This is a genomic window from Marinobacter sp. SS21, assembly GCF_028369065.1.
Lineage (GTDB): Bacteria > Pseudomonadota > Gammaproteobacteria > Pseudomonadales > Oleiphilaceae > Marinobacter.
In genome coordinates, this window is sequence record NZ_JAQNDA010000017.1 from 13013 (window position 1) to 36570 (window position 23558).

Below are 23558 nucleotides of genomic sequence, written 5' to 3' on the forward strand. Positions count from 1 at the left end.
GGGGCTATTGAACGAATCAGCCCCAGCGGTCGCCGACGAAGGGGTTGGTTTTTCGTTCGGTGCCGAAATCGGACATGGGGCCGTGGCCCGGAATGAACCGAATGTCGTCCCCCAGTGGTAGCAGCTTTTCCTTGATGGAACGCAATAGTGTGGCGTGGTCCCCCTTGGGGAAGTCGGTGCGGCCGATGGAGCCGTGGAAGATCACGTCGCCCACCAACGCGAGTTCCGCCTCCGGCTGGTAGAACACCACATGCCCCGGGGTATGGCCCGGGCAGTGAATGACCTGGAATGTCAGGTTGCCCACGTTAACCTCGTTGCCGTCTTCCAGCCACCGGTCGGGGGTGAAGATTTCGGGCGCGGGGAAGCCAAACATCTGGCTTTGCATGGCCAGGCCCTGGATCCAGAAATCGTCGTCCCGATGTGGCCCCTCAATCGGCACCGACAGTGTCTTGGCCAGCTCGGCGGTGCCGCCGGCATGGTCGATGTGGGCATGGGTGAGCAGGATTTTTTCCACCGCTACCCCTTCTTCCGCAACCGCCGCCTCAATACGCTCCAGATCGCCGCCGGGGTCCACCACCGCCGCCTTTAAAGTGTCTTCGCACCACAGCAGGGTGCAGTTCTGTTGGAATGGGGTGACGGGAATAATGCGGTATTTCATGGATGATTCGACTCTTGCTGTTTTTCCCGTGCCCATGATCGGACCCGGTGTAACGGAAGGCCCGCGACGGGGCCTGGTGAAAGGCGAAAGGCGCGGTCAGGGTGTGGCGGAGAAATTACCGGCATTGGGTCAGTTCTGCAAGCCTGGCCAGACGGTCGCGGGAGCTGGAAGGATCCTCGGGTGTCAGGATTCTTAGCAGTCGGCCAGCCAGTAAATGAAAGGCGCTATGCCATCTATCTGGCATTAGAAGAAAAACCGGGTGGCGGTATGATAGTTGCCTAATTGTTCAGTTTGATCAATGCGTTATTTATGGATGCCGTTATGAATGGATTCTCGACGGAGCGCCTTCACGCGCTGGACCTGCTTCGCTTCTTTGCCGCTTTCGCCGTCCTGCTGTATCACTTCACCGCTCGCCCGGGCAGTGGCTTTGAGTGGCTGCCTGTGGTGACGCAATTCGGATATCTCGGGGTGCCGCTGTTTTTCATGATCAGCGGGTTTGTCATCGCGCTGTCGGCTAACGGCCGCACTGCCTACCAGTTCGCGGTGTCCCGGGTCGCCCGCCTGTATCCTGCCCTGTGGGTCTGTATCCTGTGCTCCGTCCTCATCAGTGCCATGCTGGCGGGTGACCGCATCGATCCGCTGCAGATTCTGGCCAACATGACCCTGCTGAACGACTACCTGGGATATGCGGATGTTGATGTGGTGCTGTGGACCCTACATGCCGAGATCAAGTTTTATGGCTGTGTCTTCCTGCTGGTAGCACTGGGCCTATTCAATCGATACCGGCTATGGATGGGGATCTGGCTGGCGATGACCGTGTTGTGGCACACCACCGGGCAGCCAGGTTTTATGGGGTGGTTCATCAGCCCGGGATGGTCGCCTTATTTCATGATCGGGGTGGTGGCGTATCAAATCCACCACCACCAGATGGATTGGTTTAATGCTCTGGTGTTGGGGCTCAGCCTGAGTTTGGCGAGTGTTCACAGCTTTCACCGAGTGGGCGGTTTCATCCCGGATGCGTCGCTGGCGGACGCCAGTCTGGCGAGCCTGCTTACCCTGGGCGCGGCCGCACTCGTGCTGGCCATTGCCACCGGCCGATTGAGTCTTCGTCCCAGCCCTCGGGTCGCGCTCGCCGGAGCCATGACGTATCCCTTATACCTGATTCATAACCGGGCCGGGAAGGCGATGATCGACTCAGTGCTTCCCGCCGTTCCCGAGTGGCTAGCGGTCGCTGGCGCCACCGTCATCGTGCTGGCGCTGTCCTATGCCATCAACCGCCATGTCGAACGCCCAGTGAGCCGCTGGATGCGCCGGGTTGGCAACAACCTGCCTGACTACCTGCGGTCCGCAGGCCTCTTGCGAGGGCGGCCGTCGATCCGTTGAAGCGGATTCGGTTTGCCCTGCCACTGGTCCCGTCGTACCGAGCATGCAGCCATTGGGGGCGACTATGTGCATGGCCCTTCAGTCGACCGATCAAGCATACAGTATGCAACTGGTTGCATATTGCGTGGCTCCGGCATACTCTTCTGCACTACCTCGTATATTTCCAAACGAAAAGGAGTACGACATGCCATCGACCAACCTCTCACCGTCTGCGCAAGCCACTCTTGACCAATGGCATCAAATCCTTGAGCGAAATGCCATGGAAGAACTGGACCCGCTCATTGCCGATGACATCGTATTTCGGTCTCCAGTGGCGCACTCTCCCTACCCGGGACGTGCCGCCATTAAACTGGTGCTGAAGAACGTCAATCAGGTGTTCGAGAACTTTTGCTATCACCGCAGTTTCGTCAGCGACTGTGGTTCCAGTGTGGTTCTGGAGTTCAGTGCAGAGGTCAAGGGCAAGGCGCTCAAGGGCATCGATATGTTGCGCTTCGATGAGCGTGGCAAGATTCGTGAGTTCGAAGTGATGGTGCGGCCGCTGAGTGGGTTGCAGGCGTTGGGCGCAGAAATGGCCAAACGCATGGAGCCTTACAAGGCGGTGCTGGCCGGCAAGGCGTGATAGGCCACAGCGTGAGCCTCTGATTGCCTGGAACCGCGCCGGTCGCCGTAATCCCAACATTCATGGCTGCGCAGGGGTGTTGGTGGGCAGGATTTAACTGGCAAAGTGTTTTCCAACAGAGGGGTGGGTGTTTTTGAGATGCAGGGTGGGGCGATGGATGAATGGTGCCCCCGACAGGAATCGAACCTGTGACCTAGCGCTTAGGAGGCGCTCGCTCTATCCTACTGAGCTACGGGGGCAGCGGCGATGTATGATAGCCAGCGATCACCACAGACTCAAGCCTTGGCCCCGGAACCCGCTGGTGGGTCGTCTGCCAGCGGGAGTGGGGGGAGCCTGCGGTGACGCTACGTCAGGTAATCCAGTTCGTTACCCCGTAGCCGGTCCAGTCCGTGACTGAGGCGGGTGAGGCCGAGGTTGATGGGGAATAGCACCACGCTTTTCAGGGTGTCGCGCAGCATCACGCTGGTTGGCAGGCCGTCGTAGATGTTCATGTAGGCGCCGGCCATGGCGACGAAGGAGCGGGACAGGTGCAGGTAGTCACTGCGGATGACGATGCCCAGCTGGTAGGTGTTCGACATCAGCTGCATGCTGGTTTGCATCCGCCGGTGCAGTCCAGGCAGGCCCTCTCGCCATAAGGTTGGCAGGACGTCGTTGGTCAGCGGCGCCACTTCGCGTCGCTTGAGGGTTTCGCTCAGCCGCTCCACGATCTGGTCGCGCCGGGCCCGGTTTTGGTCGGGAAGGGTGCTCATATCGATCAGCATATCGGCCAGTCGATCAGTATCCGCCACCAGCACGCTGATCAGATAATCCCTGACCAGCCCCCACTTGCCTTGCATGTTCACCGTATTGCCCCAGTCGATCAAGTGCAGCTCGGCGTCCGGAGAGACCATGATGTTGCCGGGGTGGAGGTCGCCGTGGAGTTCATTGTAGATAAAAATGTGTTCCAGCAGGGTGTATAGAAAGTTTTCGCCCAGGGTGCGCTGGAATTTTCGCCGTTGCCTTCCTTGCAGATCACGGATGGCCTGTTTGATGGACACGGCGTCGTCCACGTACTCCATTTCCAGGATCCGGTTGGTGGCAAGGTAGACGTCAGGGACGTGCCACACCTGAGCCTGACTGGCGCGTCGGGCGAATCGGCGCTGAATCATCGCTTCGTCTTCGAAATTCAGCTCCTGCTCAAATCCCCGGGTGAATTCCTTCACCTGGTCGGATAATGCGTGCAGGAAGGGCAGCAGCTTGGAGTGGGGGGCCCAGAACTGGCTGCTGACCAGCATCAGCTCAATGGCCAGGTTGCCCATCTGGAACTCCCGCTCCAGGTTGTGACGGGCAACTTTGACGATAACCGGTTGCAGGCGTTCGAGGCCGTCGTCGTCGATGACCGCCTTCTTGGTCAGATACACCGATCCAATGGAGCCGGACTTGAGCGGCTTGTCGACGGCGAACTGAAAGTAGATGTCGGTCGGCAGCTTGCCGAAGCAGTCAAGGAAGGCCTCGTTGACTTCTTCGGGGGTCATCGGATCGACGTCCTGCTGGAAGACTTCCAGCTCGGAGGCGATCTCGTCCGGCAGAAAATCGGCGTTGGCCGCGGCTACCTGGGCCATCTTGATGAACAGTGGACCAAATTCCCGGACCATCTTGGCCACGATCTGGGCCTGGGTGGAAAAGTCCTTTGGATCCGTCTGCAGGAAGGGTTTGATGTAACGAATGGCCTTGATCTGGCGGCGCAGGATCACCAGGTCCCGACGCAGCACGCTGACCTTGCGGCCCATGTCGGACAGTCCTTCCTGATTGGCCTGGCGGATGTCCTTGAGCCGGTTCACCAACTCGACAATCAGCGGCTCGTAGGTACGCAACACCAGCCGTACGATTTCCAGGTTCAGCTCGATCAGGCCCTTGAGCTCGGGGGCCGAGAGCAGCTCATGGAAGAAGCTCCAGAATTCGTTGACGATGCTTTCCGGCACTTCTATGGGGCTGCGGTTAACCACCTGGCCGACCACGAACCGAATCAGGTTCTCGGTGGTGTCCTCGTTGGGAATCAGCTTGTATTTGCGCAGCACCCGGGTCAGGGCGCGGGACTGCTCGTTCAGCGGATGTTCATAGAGCGAGGCAAACAATTGGTCCAGGGACAGTGCCAGCTGGTCGCGGGTTATGTGTTCGTTGTTTGCCAACAACTTGGCCACGGGCCAAAAGGCCTGGGGAATACGGATGGTCATGGTGGTGAAATTGCTGACACCACGGATCACGCTCCCGGTGCGCTCTCTGAGTACCGGCAGGTTGATCTGAATGACTTTTTCTTGGTCCTTGTTCGGCATACTTTCGCTGATCGAACTCAATACTCTGTTTTGGAGGTTAGTACTATGTTTGAAGGTTAGTACTATGCTTGGAGGTTAGTACTATGCCAGATAACCGGCAGACTTAGGCTGTTTTTCAGGCCTAATCACGTAATTTAGGTTGGGTTCAGCTGGCCGAAATGCAGGTTCTTCAGGTATGGGGGCAAGTTCAACCATTTTGTCTTGTCATGGTGGGCCATTTCGGATTTCCGCTATAGCCGAATTTCAAAAGTCTTGTGTACAGTTGTTCACATGAGTCGAGCAGTCTCGTCTCATCTCTAACTTTACAGGAGACAGTTATGAGTATTTCCACAATTCGATTGATTGGTGCAAGTGAAGAGCGTGAAATGAACCGTCGTTCCGGTGTTGATGAGCTTCATATCGGCTGGCAGAAGGAGTGCCAGGAGCAGCGGCAGAGTGCTCCAGACGGACGAGTATTCCGGGCGCCGCTGGTAACCTGGTGGGTTGGTGGCGATCAAGGCCAATTTGTGCCTACGTTGCGCTTCGTGCGTGTGCCGAGTCAGTCCCGCAGTCTGGCCCGCTTGCTGGGCGGTAGTGTCACCGAGGAATGGGCGGTGGATGTTGAGGCGCTGAAACGTGATATCGAAAAACAGTTGTGCACAAGTGGCGTAGCTCAGGTTCCGGCCGTTGCCTAAGTGCGGTAGCGACGTCGGTCTTTAGTTCTGTTTTCGATCTGCTGATCGAACCCACTCGGGTTGGCCAGGGTATGACGTGCATCGGATGTGTTTTTTGATCGGTTACCGATGCGTTAGCAGCATTCTCCGGCCATCCTGAGACTGGCTTGACCAGTCGATTTTCCTTTCTATCCTGTGGTTCTTTCTATTCCTCTCGTCGCCGGTACCCATCCTGGGCCTGATTGCGCTGTTTGGATAGCCCTTCTAGAATGCTGGAAATTAACGCGTTATGGACACCGTCGTGGTGTGTGACCTGTGAAACCAGCGAATGCTCATTCCTGCCCAATCAGTATTGTCATCCCAGTCTGGCAGGAGGCGAACACGATTGAAGCATCGCTGAAACGCCTTGCGCCGTTGCGTCATGCCGGTAATGAAGTGCTGGTGGTTGATGGTGGCAGTGAAGATGCCACGGTGCGACTTGCCGAGCCCTGGTGTGATCACGTCCTGGTCTCCGCGAAGGGCCGGGCGGTTCAAATGAATGCGGGCGCCGCCGTGGCCAAGGGCGACATACTGTTATTTCTCCATGCCGATACCCGCTTGCCGGCCACGGTGCTGGAGGAGCTCAAGGCGTTTGTTGCCAGTGACCGGCAATGGGGGCGGTTTGATGTGCGCCTGAGTGGCCGACGTCCGGTCTATCACCTCATTGGCTGGTTGATCAACTGGCGCTCCCGCCTGACCGGAATTGCGACCGGCGATCAGGCCCTGTTTGTGCATCGTTCGGTGTTTGAAGCATTGCAGGGGTTCCCGCCCATCGCGCTGATGGAAGATGTGGAAATGTCGACTCGTCTGAAAACGGTCTCCGCCCCCTATTGCGTGGCGGACCCGGTCGAGACGGACAGTCGCCGTTGGGAGCAATTCGGGCCCTGGCGAACCATTTGGTTGATGTGGCGATTACGCTGGCGCTATTGGCGTGGCGAGTCCCCGGAATCTTTAGCCCGAGAGTATCGTTCCGATGTCCGTTGATAACCTCGAGCCCGAAACGACAACCCTGCTGATCCAGTTCTCCAAATGGCCGGAACAGGGCCGGGTGAAGACCCGTCTGGCTCCTCTGCTTGGCGACAATGGGGCGTTACAGGCCCATATCAAGCTCTCCCGCCTGGTGCTATCGCGTCTGCTGGCCACCGGGTTGCCGTTGCACTTTTACTGGGACCGGGCGTTGGCTTCGCCGCCACCAGAATCCACCAGCCTGCTGAGCGATCTCACCCGGGCCGGTGTCGAACAGCGATTCCAGCGTGGCCGGGATCTCGGTGCGCGAATGGAAGCCGCCCTGCAGGCAGGGCTGGCGGAGTACTCGCGGGTACTGATCGTCGGCAGTGATTGCCCCTCGGTGGACGCTGACTATGTTCACGCTGCGCAGGACGCACTGTTGGACTCAGACCTGGTGTTGGGGCCGTCGGAAGATGGCGGTTACGTGCTGATCGGTGTCCGCCGGCTGGTTCCCGGAATGCTTGCGGGCATCGAGTGGGGAACCGGTGAGGTGCTGACGCAGACCCGGAGTAGGGCCGTGGACTGCGGTGTGAGTTGCCGGCTGCTGGATACCCGCTGGGATGTGGATGAGCCGGAAGACTGGCGGCGCTTTCTCCGCCAGTTTCCGGAGTGCGGCCCCTGATCAGCTGTTGGGGACCGGGTGACGTTCGGAAAGGGCGTTCAGCACCCGCTCGTTGTCCTGGATTTCCGCCGCGGTGGTTACCCGCAGCGCCCGTGCTCGGGCCACCAGGGCATGGTTAAACGCCCTCAGCAGTTCTGCTTTTGTCACTTCGGCCACCGCTTGGGCCAACTTTTCGCGGGAATCAAAGAGAGTATTCTCGCGGTCAATTTCCCGCCAAAACCGTTCGCTTGCGTCACTGAGTTGTCGGTCCTTTTCAAGTAGCCGGCTGATCACCGCCTGCTTTTCCTGGGCCAGTTGCTGCTCGGTCAGGGTTTCCAATCGGGAGGCCATGGTGGCCGCAAAGGCTGCAACTGCCTGGTCAATGTCTTCAGCGGTTTGTTCGGGTGACTGCACAACCAGGCCAATAGCGGGCGCTTCCAGAATTTCGAACGATGTGGCGTAGACAATGTAGCCCATCTGGCGTTGGGTGCGGATGTCTTCATAGAAGGGTGCCGCGATCAGTTGGCTGAGCAGCCGGTAGCGGGCCCGCTCATCGTATCCGGTGTTCTGGCCCTGCAGGTACAGGGTGTAACCGGTGTCGGGGTGGTGGACCTCCAGGGCAATCCGGGTTTCACCTTCCGGCAGCTCTCGAACGCCATTGCGGGTAACCGTCACCGACTCGCTGTGGTCGAGCAGGAACGCATTGACCTGCTGGGCCACATTCAGCGTGCCCGCCTCTGTCAGGTTGCCGTGGGCCAGCATCACCGGATCCAGCTGGTCAAGGAATCGTGCGGCAAACCGCTGCAGGTCTTCAAACCGCACTTCCTCGGCCGCGGTGATCTGGGCGTCGATGCTCCAGGCGCCTTCAATCAGGGTAGTCTGTACAAACTCTCCGGTTTGCTCGACCGGGCGAGCCTTGGCCTTGTTGCGCAAGGCATCCAGCAGTTGGTGGCGGGCGATGTCAAAGCGCCGTGGCGAGAGAATCGGATCGGCGACCTGGGTAAGGACCCGGCCCAGCAACACATGGAGTTTGTCGCTGTAGCCGCCCACCCGAATGCTGATACCGCGCAGGTGCGGATAGATCTTGTAGTGGAGACCGGCGAGTTGGGCGGGATACGCGTAGGCATTCAGGTTGGTCTCGATGGCATCGACAAACAGCTCGGCCAGCACCTGCTCACGGGCGGATTCCCGGGCCACCGGCGAGCGCAGGCTCAGGTAAAGGTTGGCCTTGGGCGTGTCGAATCGGGTGTCCCGGGCGTACCAGGTGGTCAGGCCGTTTTGAACGCCAAGTTGCACAGGAACGGGCATGGAGGGGCCGGATACCAGCTCCAGGTTTTCCGGAACGAAGGGGTTGGCCTCCGGCAGGGCCAGCTGTGCCACCATCGCCGTCCGGGGTGCTTCGGCCAGGGTCTCGGCGTTTAGCGCGCTGAGGCGGTATCGGGTTTGATACCACTGGGCCTGCTGGCTCGAGTCGCCCAATGGCTGCTGGCTGAGTACGGCGATAAGAACGTTGTCCGGGGTGAGTCGATCCAGCACCGCCTGATAGCCCCGGGGATCGAACTCCGTCATCATGAACGGCGCACGCAAGACATCAACGGGGGCGACCCGTGACATCTGCATCGATAGCCTCGTCACTTTGTGGACAGGTTCCTGCTGTTCCTGAAACCGGAAACTGATGTCAGCTAACCGGGCCATTTCCTCGTAACGGTCCCGGCTGAGCCCCTGGGCCCGAACCTTGTCGATGTAGGCAAAGGCAAGACGCACAATCTGTTCGCGATTGCTCAAGCCTTCCGGCGTCAGTTCCATGCTGAGTTCCAGCACCGCTTCCTGACCAGTGTCGGTGCTGGTACCAGCGGATAGCATCTCGACCCAACCGCGAGACTTGAGGACGTCAAACAGGCTGCCCGGGCCTTCATGCCCCAGCAGGTTGGCAATGTAACTGGCGGGCTTGGTGCGGTATCGCGGCTGCTGGGACGGAATCGGAAAGATCAGGCTGAGGCTGCGGATGTCCCGGAGTGACTCCACCTCGATCAGTCGGGGCAGCTGGCCATCGCCAAACAATGGCGCCGTGGCCTCGCTGGCGGGGCGCTGGCGGTTCTCAATGGCGGCAAACCTGAGGCGTACCAGCTGGGCCAACTCGTCGAGGGACTGTGGGCCATAGACCGCCAGGGTCATTCGGTCGGCGGAGTAGTGTTGCTGCCAGAACGCCACCAGGTCCGGTCGCAGCGGATGCGTCTCGGTGTCTTCCAGGGTGGTCAGGTTGCCCACGGCAAACTGGGTGTACGGGTGCTCCGGATTAAACGCGGCCTTCCTGGCGTCATAGAACCGGCGACCGTCTTCCTGGATCTTCGATGAGAATTCAGAGTGAACCGCGCGCCGTTCCCGCTCCACAAGATCGGCGGTAAACAGTGGTGCCGAGAACTGCTGAGCGAAACGGTCGAGAGCGGGTTCCAGAAATTCCGCCTGGATGTCGAAAAAGTAATTGGTGTCCTGAAACGCGGTAAAGGCGTTGTGAGAGCCGCCGTGGCTCTTGATGAATTGCTGGTATTCGCCAGCCTGGGGGTACTTTTCCGTACCCAGGAACAGCATGTGCTCCAGAAAGTGCGCCATCCCTTCCCGCCCTCGGGGGTCGTCGCCACTGCCCACCGCAACATTGAGCGAGGCCGCTGCCTTTTCCGACTCCGGGTCGGATACCAGCAAGACGGTGAGGTTGTTGTCCAGTGTGAGGAAACGGTAGGCGTTCCCGTCGTTAACGCTCTGTACCGGGGTGGCGTCCGCCTGAGCGTGAGCCAGCAGCGGCGTCAAAGCCAGCAGTGCGAGAACGGCACCGACAATCGATCCCGTGGAAAGGTTCAGGTAGTGACGCATAATGGAAGGCACTTATCTCAGTGGGTCAGTGGATGATCGCGTTCCGGGTGCTTGCTGGCTGCTGCGCCAGTGTCTTGCGGGCCAGCTCAGCCGCGGCCTTGGCATCGAGCTGGCCGGAGCCGATGCGTTCGAGTACCGAGGCCATCACCGCGACGGATTGCCGGTATTCGGAAAATTCAGCCTGAAAGGCGTTGTCGATTGCCTGGTACACCGCCTGAATCTTTTCCTCCCGAGACCCACTGTCCGAGGCGCTATCGTTGATGGCCTTGAGGCAGGCGCGGGCGATGGAGATGTAACGTTCTGCATTCGGGTCTTGCTTTGCCATGAATCTGCATCCGAAATAGGGACAATGAAAGTTGATCTTATTGAATTATGTCATTGCTGCTCCTCGGAATCATGTCGACTTTGTCAGAATCCTGTTTGTGGCGGCAGTGAGTCTCGGCTGTGCTAGTCTCAGTAGATATGTCGGCACTCCGGACACTCTGTTGGTCCGGTCAGGAGGTGAGGTTTAGAGTTATCACTCTAATTAAAACAATAACTTAAAGAGCAAAAGCTCTAATAAAGTTCGGTACTTGTTGATTGCAATTGAGTACACTGCGAAGCGTTTTTGGAGAGATGGCCCATCAGGCTGAGCGGGTAAGCGCAGCGCTGTAAGGTCGCGGAATAATAATTCAGAGCATTAATGCAGGATGGAAGCACACATGAACTACTTTTTGACGGGTGGAACCGGATTCATTGGACGTTTTCTGGTTGACAAGCTGCTGGCGAGAGGGGGCACCGTGTATGTGCTGGTACGCGAGCAGTCCCAGGAGAAGCTGGACCGGCTGCGGGAGCGTTGGGGCAGCAACAGCGACCGAGTGGTCGCGGTGATTGGCGACCTGTCCAGCCCCGGTTTGGGCATTGACAGTGCCGCGCTCAAGGATCTCCAGGGCAATATCGATCACTTCTTCCATCTTGCAGCGGTCTACGACATGGGCGCTGATGAAGAGTCCCAGCAGGTCGCTAACATCGAGGGCACCCGCAACGCCCTGAAAGCCGCCGCAGATCTCAAGGCCGGCTGTTTCCACCACGTTTCTTCCATTGCCGCCGCCGGGCTGTTCCGTGGCACTTTCCGGGAAGACATGTTCGAAGAGGCTGAGAAGCTGGACCACCCCTATCTGCTGACCAAGCACGAGTCAGAGAAGGTGGTGCGGGAAAGCTGCAAGGTACCCTTCCGTATTTACCGTCCCGGCATGGTGATCGGTCACTCCAAAACCGGCGAGATGGACAAGGTCGACGGTCCCTATTACTTCTTCAAGATGATCCAGAAGATCCGCCACGCGTTGCCGCAGTGGGTGCCCACCATCGGTATTGAGGGTGGCCGACTGAACATTGTGCCGGTGGACTACGTGGTTGATGCCATGGATCACATCGCCCACGCCAAAGGCGAGGATGGCAACTGTTTCCATCTGGTGGACCCGGAGCCCAATAAAGTGGGTGAGGTGCTGAACATCTTTTCCGATGCCGGCCACGCACCGCGCATGGCCATGCGTATTGACTCCCGCATGTTCGGCTTCATTCCCCCGTTTATCCGTCAGAGCCTGAAGAGCCTGCCACCGGTACAGCGTCTCACCAATGCCGTGCTGGACGACCTGGGCATTCCGCCCTCCGTCATGTCGTTCCTGAATTATCCGACCCGTTTCGACGCCCGCGAAACCGAGCGGGTGCTGAAGGATTCCGGTATTGAACTGCCGCGTCTGGAAGACTATGCATCGGTCATCTGGGATTTCTGGGAGCGCAACCTGGATCCGGATCTGTTCAAGGATCGTACCCTCAAGGGCACTGTCGAGGGTAAGGTGTGCGTGGTCACCGGCGCTACGTCCGGTATCGGCCTGGCCACCGCGCAAAAGCTGGCGGATGCCGGCGCTATTTTGGTCATCGGCGCCCGTACCAAGGAAACCCTGGATGAGGTTGCGGCGGATCTGGAAGAGCGGGGCGGCAATGTCCACGCCTACCAGTGCGACTTCGCCGACATGGAAGACTGTGACCGTTTTGTGAAGACGGTGCTGGATAACCACGGTCAGGTGGATGTACTGGTGAACAATGCCGGTCGCTCCATCCGTCGCTCCCTGGCGCTGTCGTTTGACCGCTTCCACGATTTCGAGCGCACCATGCAGCTCAACTACTTTGGCGCGGTGCGGCTGATCATGGGCTTCGCGCCCAACATGCTGGAACAGCGTCGTGGCCATGTGGTGAACATTTCGTCCATCGGGGTGCTGACCAATGCGCCGCGGTTCTCCTCCTACGTGGCTTCCAAGTCCGCGCTGGACGCCTTCAGTCGCTGCGCCGCCGCCGAATGGTCGGATCGAAACGTTACCTTTACCACCATCAACATGCCGCTGGTGAGGACGCCCATGATCGCGCCTACCAAGATCTACGACTCGGTGCCGACCCTGTCTACGGACGAGGCGGCCCAGATGGTGGCGGACGCCATTGTTTACCGGCCCAAGCGGATTGCAACCCGACTGGGTATCTTCGCCCAGGTGCTGCATGCGCTGGCGCCGAAGATGGGTGAAATTGTCATGAACACCGGCTACCGGATGTTCCCGGATTCCGCAGCGGCCGCTGGCACCAAGTCCAGCGAAAAGCCCAAGGTCTCCACCGAGCAGGTCGCCTTTGCCGCCATCATGCGCGGGATTTACTGGTAAATCCCGCCTCGGCACTGGCAGCCTCGTGCCAGTGCCGCTGAGCATGATTCGGCATTAATGAAAGCCTCGCTGCGACTCCGGCGAGGCTTTTTTTATCGCATGCCGCTTCATCGCCTTTCTCTTCACCCCTTTCTCTTCGCCCCTTTCTCGGTGAGCCTTCCAATTAACCCATCGGTCTGCGTAGTCACGTAGGATGCCGGTGAGCAAAGCGAACCGCATCAACCTTTAACCGGCAGCTCTCCACAGTCGTGAATCTGAATAGCGGTGAATCGGACCAATGGCCTCGCTGGACGGCCTGGTGAGCCAATTTCCATCAATCTGGCGTGGAGGTGTTATCTCCGGCTGTGTATAGTTCCCTGCATCGGGTTGAAATAGGCTGATTCGGCCGCATATCAACCGATGCCCAGATTTTTCAGCCCGGTTGCTGGCCGGGCGTCAATTGCAATCACACACCAAACGGAGATTGAAACATGGCCGTACTCGTAGGCAAACCTGCTCCTGACTTCACCGTTCCGGCTGTCCTCGGCGACGGTACCATCGTAGACGAATTCAACCTGGCGGATTCCATCAAAGGCAAGCCGGCGATCATCTTCTTCTACCCGCTGGACTTCACTTTTGTTTGTCCGTCTGAGCTGATTGCTCTGAACCACCGCATGGACGCCCTGCGCGAGCGCGGCGTTGAGGTGATCAGTGTGTCCATCGACTCCCACTTTACCCACAACGCCTGGCGGAATACCCCGGAGAACGAAGGCGGTATCGGCAAAGTGACTTACACCATGGCCGCAGACATGAACCACGACATCTGCAAGGCTTACGACGTTGAGTCTGACGGTGGCATGGCGTTCCGTGGCGCGTTCCTGATCGACAAGGAAGGTGTGGTTCGCTCCCAGATCGTTAACGACCTGCCGCTGGGCCGTAATATCGACGAGCTGGTCCGTCTGGTTGACGCCCTGCAGTTCCACGAAGAGCACGGCGAAGTTTGCCCGGCAGGCTGGAACAAAGGCGACAAGGGTATGAACGCCTCTCCGGAAGGTGTTGCCAAGTACCTGAGCGAGAACGCTGAAGGCCTGTAAATCCGGGCTAAGCGATATCGAAATAACCCCGCGTCAGCGGGGTTTTTTTTAGGGCCGGAACCGTCATGCCGGTCAGAATCCGAAGGCAATCGCGGCGTTGACACTGTCCTCGTCGGTCATTGGGGTGGCGTCGCTGTGGACGTACTCCACCGTTAGCTGAATCGGTGCGATGTTGAAGACCACCAGATCCAGGGTCAGTCCCAGGCCATACTGGTCGAATGCCACGTCGCCGCCACGGGTGGCGCCATTGACGTTGACGTGCCGGTAGCGTAGTGACAGCGCCTCCCGTCTCAGCGAGAGGGGGAACCGGAAGGCATAGGCGTCCAGGTTCATGACCTTGGTGAGCTGGATCTCGCCATAGGCGGCCTCGCGGGCGTAAGTGGAGTCGACCAGACCTGGAATCACCAGAATGCTGGGGTCGTTGTTGAGCACCTGGGGCGAGTTTTCCAGGTTGACGCCGCGTCGGTCCAGCTGGGTTGCGCGCTCCACGTCGCTGCGTGCATAGCGACCGCTGACGCCACCATAGAGTTGCCAGGGAAAGTCCGTAGCCAGTTGCACGCCGCCCCCGGACACGGTATCGCCGCGATCATCCACACCGAAGGCTTCCAGCTCGAAGCGACTGTTCGGATATAGGCTGTGGCCAAAACGGGTCTGCCGACGTAACACTGCCTGGCCGCCCTGGGGTTCCCGTTCCCGCTTGCGGTAATCCAGATAGCGAAAGCCGCCCACTTCACCATACCAGTAGCCGCTTTGCAGCAAGGGCACGCGCAGTTCCGCACTGAGACCAAAATCCCGCGACTGGTCCGGGATCTCCAGGTTGTCGAGTTGTTCGCTCACCACGCCAAAGGCCTGTACACCGGCCAGCACGAAATATTGGCTGTTGCTGTAGCCAATGCCCGCCAGGTGGGACAGGTCGCTGTCCCTGACCGCGAAGAGGCTGAAACGGTTCTGGGTCAATGGGTCGGCAAACTGCGCCGAAATCGAGTAAAGCCAATGGGACTCTTCTTCACCATTGCGCATGGTGGCCATAGCGGTAGACAGCATGACGTCGGTGCCCTGGTAGCGTAAGTCACGCAGCGCGCTGTAGCGGCGCTCATTCGTCAGCAAGTGTGCCTTGGCTTCGGGCTGCGTTGTCCGGGCTTGGGTCGCGGATGCCTGCTCTGGCGCCGGTTGATCCCAAAACAGGTGCGGCGGGAATGGGGGCTCCGCCATTGGCTGCAAAGTCTGCAGGGTGTAGTAGTAGTTCTCGGCACTCACCGCCGCCGCCAGCACGGTGTTGTTATCCACCAGTCGGGCATCCACGATGTTATCCGCCGCTAACATCCGGGTCTGGGTGTCGCCGTCAGCGCGAAACAGCCCGGAACCGTGCTCGGTGTTGCTGATGACGTAAACGCGGCCCTGCGAATCGACGTCGACGACCTGGGCATAGTAGGTATCGAGGCTGAACAGGGCGGTGTCGTTGCGATAGAGGATGCGCTGTCGGCCATCCTGCACGAAGTAGTAGAGCGCATCGTCGCTGCCGATCAGCACGGAGGAATTCACTTCCCGATAGAAGTGGTCGCCCACATACAGCTGGGGCTCGCTGAAGGACGAGGCCACGTCAAAGTAAACCGGGCGTCCGTCCGACAGGTAGCCCTGGACGATGCGGCCCTCGGTTCCATCAACAATCAGGGCGTTGTCGTCATAAAGCCCCTGGTGGATCCGCCAAGGGGAGGTGTGGCGTCCGGCTACCGTGAACAACGCACCGTCCTGTTCCACCAGCTTACCTGTTGGGTAGGGCGCTCGGTTCCGGGTCGCCCGGCGCTGTTGCCGATCCAGTCGTACCAGTTCCGGCGCCCTCACCCCGGTTTCGTTGATAAGAAAGTACACCTCACCTTCATTTCGGTTCAGCGGGCTGAAGTACTGGGAGGTGGCAATGATATCTCCGGTTGCTTCGACCAGCTCGCTGGCTTCGGTGGCCAGGTCATGTGTCCATTGCTGCAGCAGGGACTCGAAATTGTCGCCGAAACTGTCTCGGGTGGGGGCATTCACCAGCAGCGGCCAGTACCAGTACGACGACCGGTTGAAGAAGTATCGGTTGGTGCGGTCGATGCCGTATCGGCTGGCCAGGTAGTACTGATAATGGCCGCCGAACACGTAAGGCGCCTGGCCATAGGGAAAACGCAGCGGGCGGTTATACAGCAGGGCCGGGGTTAGTTGGCCGGCGCGTGCCTGCAGCAGGGTCATGGCTTTGAGGTGGCCGTTGTACAAGCGACCGCCATTACCATGACGGGATTCGTTCAACACCGCGTTGCCTTCCAGCAGGAACGAGGATTCGAACAGGTTGGGGGTGATGGCCGGAACCACCGGGGTGACCAGGGAACCCATGCCGAGGATGCGGTACAGGGTTTTGGATACCGGGTTGTTGCGGGGATTGATCTGGTAGTTGTGGGCGGTCTCGTGATGGATCAGAGTATCGAGCCAGGAGGTGGTGGCGAACTCCTGGCCGAGTAGGGTGCCGCCGACGTAGTTGATCTGGCGGTTCACCGGAAACGGGGTGGCGAAGCCGTTGGCAATCTGATTGTGCTCGGACATCAGACCCACATAGAGCCGCTCGCTCATTTCGTAGCCGAATGAGGCTTCGTAGTCAGGTTGCAACTGACCTTGCAGTGCCGCCACCCGTTCGGCGAAGGGCTGGTGGTTGCGGGTGTAGATCAGGCGGGTATTGCGGAGGTCCGAGGTGTAGTAGGGTTGATCGTGCGGAACCACGGTGGTGTTGGGTTGAACCAATGGGGCCGGCCACGCCGATGATGAGCCAAATACAGCGATGAATACTAAAAGATGACGAACACGCACGCTAACCAACTCCCTGGCGAAATGCGCGTTATAGCACAGCCATGCCTCGCTGGGGAGGCATGGCGTCGGTCAAGGTCAGGATTCGGGATCGAGTTCGCCAAGTGTCGCCGGCGGGAAGCCGCCGAGATCCCGCCAGCGATTCACGATACCGCAGAACAGGTCGGCGGTTTTCTCCGCATCGTAGGCGGCAGAGTGGGCTTCCTTGTTGCTGAAGGGAATGCCGGCCAGCTTACAGGCCTGGGCCAGCACGGTATGGCCGTAGGCCAGGCCCGCCAGTGTTGCGGTGTCGAACGTTGAGAACGGGTGAAACGGGTTCCGTTTGATGTCGGCCCGGGCGGCGGCGGCAAACAGGAAACTGTGATCGAAGGTGGCGTTGTGGCCCACCAGAATCGCCCGTTTGCAGTCCTGGGCTTTGACCGCCTTGCGGATCGGACTGAAGATTTCGCTTAAGCCTTCGCGCTCCGGCACGGCTTCGCGTTCCGGGTTCCAGGGATCAATACCGGTGAAGTCCAGCGCCGACTGCTCCAGATTGGCGCCCTCGAACGGATCGATGTGCTGTACATGGGTTTCGGAGCGACGCAGGGTGCCGTCCTCATCCATGGTCAGCAGCACCGCGGCGACTTCCAGCAGGGCATCGGTTCGGGCATTGAAGCCAGCAGTTTCCACATCCACCACCACGGGAAGAAAACCGCGGAAGCGGCTCGCCATGGGGTGAGGAACTTGGTTTTCGTCAGTCACTTAATCTCCTAGATTCCAGTGTGCCTGTCCAACGGGTCAGGAAGCCAGCCGCCAACGCAGGGTTTCGCCGGCACGCAGCGGTACGATGTCGCCATCGGCGAGCGGGAGGTGATCGGGCATGGTCCAGGACTCGCGGATCAGGGTAATGGTGTCCTGATGTCGGGGCAGGCCATAGAAGTCGGCGCCGTTAAAGCTGGCAAAAGCTTCGAGTTTGTCCAGAATGCCCAGATCTTCAAAAATTTCCGCATACAGCTCGATGGCACCGTAGGCCGAGTAACAGCCTGCACAGCCGCAGGCGGTTTCCTTGCGATCGCGGGCGTGGGGCGCGGAATCCGTGCCCAGGAAGAAACGTTTGTTGCCGCTGACAACGGCATCTTGCAGCGCCTGCTGGTGGCGGTTGCGCTTCAGGATCGGCAGGCAATACAGATGCGGCCGGATGCCGCCCACCAGCATGTGATTACGGTTGTACATCAGGTGTTGCGGGGTGAGGGTGGCAGCCAGGTTGTCGCCCGCGTGCTGCTGAACGAACTGGGCGGAATCGGCGGTGGTGATGTGCTCCAACACCACCCTCAGGCTGGGGAAGCGTTCCAGCGTCGGCGCCAGCACCTGTTCCAGAAAGACCTTCTCACGGTCGAAAATATCGATGTCCGAGTCCGTCACCTCGCCGTGCACAAGCAATAGCATGCCGCACTCGGCCATGGCTTCAAGCACCGGGTCGATACGGCGGATGTCGGTCACCCCGGAAGCGGAATTGGTGGTTGCGCCGGCCGGGTAAAGTTTGGCGGCGACAATGCCGGCGGCTTTGGCCTCGCGGATGTCGTCCGCGGTGGTGGCCTCGGTCAGGTAGAGTGTCACCAGGGGGGCGAACGGGTTACCCGCCGGAACCGCTGCCAGGATGCGCTCACGATAAGCCAGGGCCTGTTCGGTATTGACCACCGGAGGGACCAGGTTGGGCATGATGATGGCCCTGCCAAAGCACCGGGCCGTTGCCGGAACGACATCCTGGAGGATGGCGCCGTCGCGGACATGCAGATGCCAGTCATCGGGGCGGGTGATGGTCAAGGTATCGGTCATGAGAACTTTCCTGAAGGTGGTACGCGAACGGCGAGAGTATACCAGATGCGGGCTGATTGTTGTGGATCGTCGGCTAAGCCCCGAGCCGGAAATGGCGGTGTCTGAGCCGCAGCTTGAGACTTTCTGCCCCCGGACGCTAAAGATTGGCAGGTACTCGCCGTTAACCGACTGGTAACCCGGTATCAGCAGGCTTGCGCCCATGTTCAATAAGATTGCGATTGTGACAACGTTGTCCCTGGTTTCGCTACCAGTAATGGCGGATGTGTTCGGTGCCGGCATCGAAAACAGCCAATGGTACCTGTCGGAATCGGCGTTCGATTGCAGCCTGAGCCACGAGGTTCCGGGTTATGGCAAAGCGATCTTTTCCCACCGGGCAGGTGAGTCGCTGCAGTTCTATCTGGAGCCGGCGTTGCCCCTGATGAAGCCAGGGCGGGGACAGCTGGTGATTGAGGCGCCGTCCTGGCGACCGGGCCTGGCACCACTCCCTGTCGGCGTCGTTGCCGTGGCAGACGGCCGGCGCCCAGTTGAGGTGCCGCCCGGGCAGACCCACCAGTTGGTTCAGGGCCTGCTCAACGGCATGGTGCCCACGGTAACGCGGGCGGCCTGGTACGGCAATGAGCCGATTCGGGTTCGGGTCTCCAGCATCAACTTTGCCTCCGGTTACCGTGCGTATCAGCAATGCGTCGGCGGTCTGTTGCCGGTGAACTACGATCAGGTCCAGCGCTCGCGGATTCCTTTTGCACCCGGCAGCGCTCGGCTTTCCGCAGCCGATCAGAGGCTGCTGGACGATATCGTGCTCTACATCCAGACGGACACCACGGTTGAGCGGGTGTTTGTCGATGGACACTCAGACCGCCTTGGCAGTCGCATTCGCAATCGGGCGCTGTCCGAGGAGCGGGCCAATATCGTGGCGGAATACCTGAAGGCTCAGGGTGTACCGGCCGATATGATCACGGTGCGGGCCCATGGTGACCGCTATCCGGCCTCTTCCCGTCCGGCGGATAACCGGCGTACCACCATTCGCTTGCAGCGTCAGGGCGATCGTCCCGAACTGCAGCAGGCCAATGGTTACGGGGGCGAGCCCCGCAATGGCTGAGGCGGAATCAGCCGACGCTGGCCAGTCCTTCCAGGTGAGCGGCAACGCTCTGCGCCAGGGCCGTCAGGTGATAGCCACCCTCCAGTGTTGAGACCAGGCGATCGTTGGCGTGGTCGCTGGCGACACTGGTGAGCAGGTCGGTAAGCCAGCGGTAGTCCTCAGCTTCCAGATTCAATTCCGCCATCGGGTCGAGTCGGTGGCCGTCAAAGCCCGCCGAAACCAGAATCAGTTGTGGCCTGAAGTCCTGCAGCCGGTGCAGCCAGTCGGCCTCCACCTGCTTGCGATAATCGAGCGCCGACGTGCCCGCGGCGATGGGGGTGTTGACGATATTGTCCGCCTCGTCGTGACAGTGGGAATGAGGGTAGAACGGATGCTGGAAGCTTGAGCACATCAGGATGCGATCATCTCCCTGCACCGCGTCGACGGTGCCGTTGCCCTGGTGAACGTCAAAATCCACGATGGCGATACGTTCGAGGCGATGAAAGTTGAGCGCACGCATGGCGGCCAGGGCGATGTTGTTGTAGAAACAGAAGCCCATGGATCGGCTTCGCTCGGCATGATGGCCTGGAGGGCGGGCACAGACAAAAGCGTTAGTCACCTGGCTGCTCAGCACCATATCCACCGCCTGCACGTTGGCGCCGGCCGCCAGCCGGGCCGCCCGCAGCGAAGCCGGCATCAGCGCCGTATCCGGATCGGTGAATACCCGGCCGCGGGTCGGTTGCATTACCTCAAGCTGGTGCAGGTAGCGCTCCGGGTGCACGGCCAACAGTTGGTCACGGGTGATCTCTTCCGGTTTGATCCAGTCCAGCGCCTGGGCGAGTTCGGTGTCCGCCAGATGGCTGACAATGGCGAACATGCGCTCCGGCGATTCAGGATGCTCTGCCCCCATGTTGTGCTTGGCGCAGTCGTCGTGTGAGAAGAACGCGGTGGTCATAGTGGTTATTGGATCGTGGTTATCGGACTCTGCGGAGGGGCTCGCCAGCGGCGGGCCAAAGCCGGTTCAGTTTGGCCTCATGGTAGCAGGGATGTCCCGGCGCCGTCGTCTTTCTTTGGTCGTAGGGCCCGCCCGGCCAGTGGCGAGGGAGTAAGGGATATAGCGCGTTTTACTTCAGGGGCCGAACGCCTAAGATAAGGAAACCGCTTATTTCCCAGTACAAGGAGCCCTGATCTTGGGTACCCGGTATCTCGAAAGCTTGTTCAATCCGACGTCGATTGTCGTTGTGGGAGCTTCAGAGCGCGCCGATAGCCTGGGTGGCATGGTGCTGCGTAACCTGATGGGCGGCGGCTATCCCGGGCGACTGCTGGTGGTCAACCAGAACGATTATGACAACGTGCATGGGGTCACCTGTGTCAAGAAAGTGTCGCGGATGGGCTTCAGCCCGGATCTGGCCATCGTCTGTACCCCACCGGACACGGTGCCGAAGATGATCCGCCGTTTGGGCGAGGCGGGCGTGCGCACTGCCATCGTGATGACCGGGGGAATGTCCCGGGAACACAGCAAGACCGGCCAACCCTTGATGTTCTCGGTGCGAGATGCGGCCAGGGAGACCGGCGTCCGGGTGCTGGGGCCCAATACCATTGGTCTGATGGTGCCGGCCCGCAGCCTCAACGCCACCTATGCCCATCTGGGCGCGATTCCCGGAAAAGTTGCCTTCATTGGCCAGTCTGGCACCATCGCCAGCTCGGTGATCGACTGGGCCTTTGCCCGCGGGGTCGGATTTTCGTACTTTCTGACGCTGGGCGACGGCATGGACATCGATCTCGATGATCTGGTGGACTATCTGGCCCAGGACAGTAAAACCCGTGCGATTTTGCTGCACATCGAACACATTCCCAATGCCCGGCGATTCATGTCGGCGGTACGAGTCGCGTCGAGGACCAAACCGGTGATTGCGGTAAAGAGCGGCCGGGTGCCGGCCTCCGAGTGGTTGCCCTATGAACTGCCGGCGGGACTCTACCGAACCGATCCAATTTTCGATGCGGTGCTCCAGCGCGCCGGTGTGCTGCGAGTGGATGGGCTGGGGCAGATGTTCGATGCTCTCGAGACCCTGACCCGCATGCGCCCGTTGCGCCGGGAGTCGCTGGTGGTGATGGCCAACGGCGTTGGGCCGGGGGTGCTGGCGGTGGACCGGTTGGCGCATTCCGGCGGCCAGCTGGCGGCGCTGTCTCGGGACACCATCGACGAACTGGCGGAATTGTTGCCCGAGTACTGGACCCGCAGAAATCCCATCGATCTCAACTACGATGCCTCCCCGGAGCTCTACGCCAACGCGATCAAGATCCTGGCCCGGGATACGGAGGTGTCCAACGTGTTGGTCATGTATGCGCCGAGTCTGACCGAAGACAGCCTGCAAATTGCCGATGCGGTGGTGCAGGCTGTTAAGGGCACCAGGCTGAATGTGTTTACCTGCTGGCTCGGGCAGAGCACGGTACTCGATGCCCGGGACGAGTTCTATCGGGCCGGGATACCGTCTTTTTTTGCACCGGAGAAGGCGGTCAAGGCGTTCATGCAGCACATCAATCACCAGCGGATGCAGCGGCTGCTGACCGAAACACCGGAATCTTTCACCGATCACTTCGCTGACCATTCCCGCACTCGCAGGTTGGTGGTCAGGGCACTGCGTGCGGGTCGTAGCCACCTGTCAAACCGTGAGGCGCGGGAGGTCATTCGCGATTATGGCATCCCCACCATCGACACCCATTACTGCGATGATGTGGAGGAGGTGATTGAGGTGTTTTCGGTGGAGCGGCGGCCGGTGGATGTCACCCTGGTTCATGAGCTCGCCTGCCATCCGTTCCTGGAACAGCGGACGGGCCGTGGTCGTTACAAGGCGACGGTGCAAGGGCTGAACAGCGAAACAGCGATCCTGGACGCCTGCAAGATGCTGATGGATGAGTATCTCAAACACTTTCCGGACAGCGGTTTTATCGGGTTCTCGGTGCAGCACGCCTATCCCCACGTCGGTGGCATCGCCTTCAGCGTGGGTATCACCCGCGACGTCAATTTCGGACCGCTGGTGGTGTGCGGGGCCGCCGGTGCTCAGGTCAATGTGACCACCGACCGCCAGATCGCGCTGCCACCACTGAATATGGTGTTGGCGCGGGAGCTGTTACGGCGGACCTACATGTTCAAGCTGTTGCAGGAGTACAGTCTGCGGCCTGAGGAGGATATCCGGGCGGTCTCGGAAACGCTGGTGACCTTGTCCCAGATTGTGATCGACATCCCGGAGGTCAAGGGCTTGGAGATTTCTCCGTTGCTGTTCAACGAACAGGGCACAGTGGCCGTTGATGTGGCGATTGACCTTTCCGAGAAACCCGGACGCCCCATCATTCAGCCCTATCCGCGGGAGCTGGAGGAGTGGATTCTGCTGCCCAGGTCCGGGCGCCGGGTCATCATTCGCCCGGTGCTGGCAGAGGACGAACCCGCGCACCGGGTGTTCCACCAGCGTCAATCGCCAGAATCCCTCCGCTATCGCTTCTTTCAGTACCGCAAGCACTTTAGCCGTGAAGACGTGGCGCAAATGGTACAGATCGATTACGACCGCGAGATGGTGTTCATTGCCAATGCTCCCCGTGAGGACGGCGAAGGCGAGGAAACCCTGGGCACCGTGCGAGTCTGGACCGATGCCGACAACCTGCGCTGCGAGTTTGCCGTGATGGTGCACGACAGAATGAAAGGCGAGGGGCTGGGAACGACCCTGATGCAGAAGATGATCGACTATTGCCGCGCCCGAGGCACCGTGGAGATGGTTGGCAATGTGTTACCCGACAACCGTCCGATGCTGAAGCTGGCCGAGCATCTTGGTTTTGACGTGAGCTATAACCGGACCGAAGAGGTCATGGATCTGCGCTTGGTGTTGAATGAGCCCGAGAAGGAGTGGCAGCGGGAACGCCTGGGTTCGGCGCCCCACTGA

Annotated in this window: 17 protein-coding genes and 1 tRNA gene; 9 read left to right on the plus strand and 9 right to left on the minus strand. The window is 59.8% G+C overall.

Annotation, left to right across the window (positions count from 1 at the left end; all coding sequences use genetic code 11):
* Positions 1–16: 16 nt before the first annotated feature.
* On the minus strand, positions 17–658 hold the full coding sequence (locus N6L25_RS16830; protein ID WP_271982717.1) for an MBL fold metallo-hydrolase: 642 nt from the start codon (positions 656–658) through the stop codon (positions 17–19).
* 321 nt (positions 659–979) lie between these two features.
* Here N6L25_RS16830 and N6L25_RS16835 point away from each other — a divergent pair, with 321 nt between their 5' ends.
* Together N6L25_RS16835 and N6L25_RS16840 are read left to right on the plus strand one after the other, a co-directional pair.
* Positions 980–2041 carry an acyltransferase family protein gene (locus N6L25_RS16835; RefSeq protein ID WP_271982719.1) on the plus strand — a complete coding sequence of 354 codons (1062 nt, stop codon included), beginning with the start codon at positions 980–982 and terminating at the stop codon, positions 2039–2041.
* A 184-nt stretch (positions 2042–2225) separates the two neighbouring features.
* A complete protein-coding gene (locus N6L25_RS16840; protein WP_271982721.1) occupies positions 2226–2660 on the plus strand; it encodes a nuclear transport factor 2 family protein in 435 nt (144 codons plus the stop codon).
* Between the two features lie 162 nt (positions 2661–2822).
* Here the strand turns inward: N6L25_RS16840 and N6L25_RS16845 are convergent.
* Positions 2823–2899: transfer RNA gene (locus tag N6L25_RS16845), tRNA-Arg, on the minus strand.
* Between the two features lie 105 nt (positions 2900–3004).
* Positions 3005–4972, minus strand: coding sequence for an AarF/UbiB family protein (locus N6L25_RS16850; protein ID WP_271982723.1), 1968 nt, complete (start codon positions 4970–4972; stop codon positions 3005–3007).
* A gap of 317 nt (positions 4973–5289) precedes the next feature.
* Between N6L25_RS16850 and N6L25_RS16855 the strand changes: the two genes are divergently transcribed.
* The 3 genes from N6L25_RS16855 to N6L25_RS16865 all read left to right on the plus strand — a co-directional run bounded on the left by N6L25_RS16855 (position 5290) and on the right by N6L25_RS16865 (position 7294).
* A complete protein-coding gene (locus tag N6L25_RS16855; RefSeq protein ID WP_271982727.1) occupies positions 5290–5646 on the plus strand; it encodes a hypothetical protein in 357 nt (118 codons plus the stop codon).
* A 294-nt stretch (positions 5647–5940) separates the two neighbouring features.
* Positions 5941–6648 (plus strand): TIGR04283 family arsenosugar biosynthesis glycosyltransferase, encoded by a 708-nt coding sequence (locus N6L25_RS16860; protein ID WP_271982730.1) that lies wholly within the window; start codon positions 5941–5943, stop codon positions 6646–6648.
* Complete coding sequence (locus N6L25_RS16865; protein WP_271982733.1) at positions 6638–7294, plus strand: TIGR04282 family arsenosugar biosynthesis glycosyltransferase; 657 nt, start codon at positions 6638–6640, stop codon at positions 7292–7294. Before N6L25_RS16860 ends, N6L25_RS16865 begins: the two co-directional genes overlap by 11 nt.
* Here N6L25_RS16865 and N6L25_RS16870 read toward each other — a convergent pair whose 3' ends face one another.
* Both N6L25_RS16870 and N6L25_RS16875 read right to left on the minus strand, forming a co-directional pair.
* Positions 7295–10141 carry an insulinase family protein gene (locus N6L25_RS16870; protein ID WP_271982736.1) on the minus strand — a complete coding sequence of 949 codons (2847 nt, stop codon included), beginning with the start codon at positions 10139–10141 and terminating at the stop codon, positions 7295–7297.
* Positions 10142–10166: 25 nt separating this feature from the next.
* Entirely contained in the window at positions 10167–10466 is a 300-nt protein-coding gene (locus N6L25_RS16875; RefSeq protein WP_271982739.1) for a hypothetical protein, read from the minus strand.
* A gap of 376 nt (positions 10467–10842) precedes the next feature.
* Between N6L25_RS16875 and N6L25_RS16880 the strand changes: the two genes are divergently transcribed.
* Together N6L25_RS16880 and N6L25_RS16885 are read left to right on the plus strand one after the other, a co-directional pair.
* Positions 10843–12828 (plus strand): SDR family oxidoreductase, encoded by a 1986-nt coding sequence (locus N6L25_RS16880; protein WP_271982742.1) that lies wholly within the window; start codon positions 10843–10845, stop codon positions 12826–12828.
* A gap of 470 nt (positions 12829–13298) precedes the next feature.
* A complete protein-coding gene (locus tag N6L25_RS16885; RefSeq protein ID WP_271982744.1) occupies positions 13299–13901 on the plus strand; it encodes a peroxiredoxin in 603 nt (200 codons plus the stop codon).
* 72 nt (positions 13902–13973) lie between these two features.
* Here the strand turns inward: N6L25_RS16885 and N6L25_RS16890 are convergent, their stop codons facing one another.
* The 3 genes from N6L25_RS16890 to pyrC form a co-directional block, all read right to left on the minus strand.
* Positions 13974–16670, minus strand: coding sequence for a hypothetical protein (locus tag N6L25_RS16890; RefSeq protein WP_271982747.1), 2697 nt, complete (start codon positions 16668–16670; stop codon positions 13974–13976).
* A 141-nt stretch (positions 16671–16811) separates the two neighbouring features.
* Positions 16812–17474, minus strand: coding sequence for a ribonuclease T (rnt, locus tag N6L25_RS16895; protein ID WP_271982750.1), 663 nt, complete (start codon positions 17472–17474; stop codon positions 16812–16814).
* 36 nt (positions 17475–17510) lie between these two features.
* Positions 17511–18548 carry a dihydroorotase gene (pyrC, locus tag N6L25_RS16900; RefSeq protein WP_271982752.1) on the minus strand — a complete coding sequence of 346 codons (1038 nt, stop codon included), beginning with the start codon at positions 18546–18548 and terminating at the stop codon, positions 17511–17513.
* 199 nt (positions 18549–18747) lie between these two features.
* On the opposite strand from pyrC, the gene N6L25_RS16905 reads away from it, so the two are divergent.
* Positions 18748–19644 carry a flagellar protein MotY gene (locus tag N6L25_RS16905; protein WP_271982754.1) on the plus strand — a complete coding sequence of 299 codons (897 nt, stop codon included), beginning with the start codon at positions 18748–18750 and terminating at the stop codon, positions 19642–19644.
* 7 nt (positions 19645–19651) lie between these two features.
* On the opposite strand, the gene N6L25_RS16910 is transcribed toward N6L25_RS16905, so the two are convergent.
* Complete coding sequence (locus N6L25_RS16910) at positions 19652–20578, minus strand: histone deacetylase family protein (RefSeq protein ID WP_271982756.1); 927 nt, start codon at positions 20576–20578, stop codon at positions 19652–19654.
* A 235-nt stretch (positions 20579–20813) separates the two neighbouring features.
* On the opposite strand from N6L25_RS16910, the gene N6L25_RS16915 reads away from it, so the two are divergent.
* A complete protein-coding gene (locus N6L25_RS16915) occupies positions 20814–23558 on the plus strand; it encodes a bifunctional acetate--CoA ligase family protein/GNAT family N-acetyltransferase (RefSeq protein ID WP_271982759.1) in 2745 nt (914 codons plus the stop codon).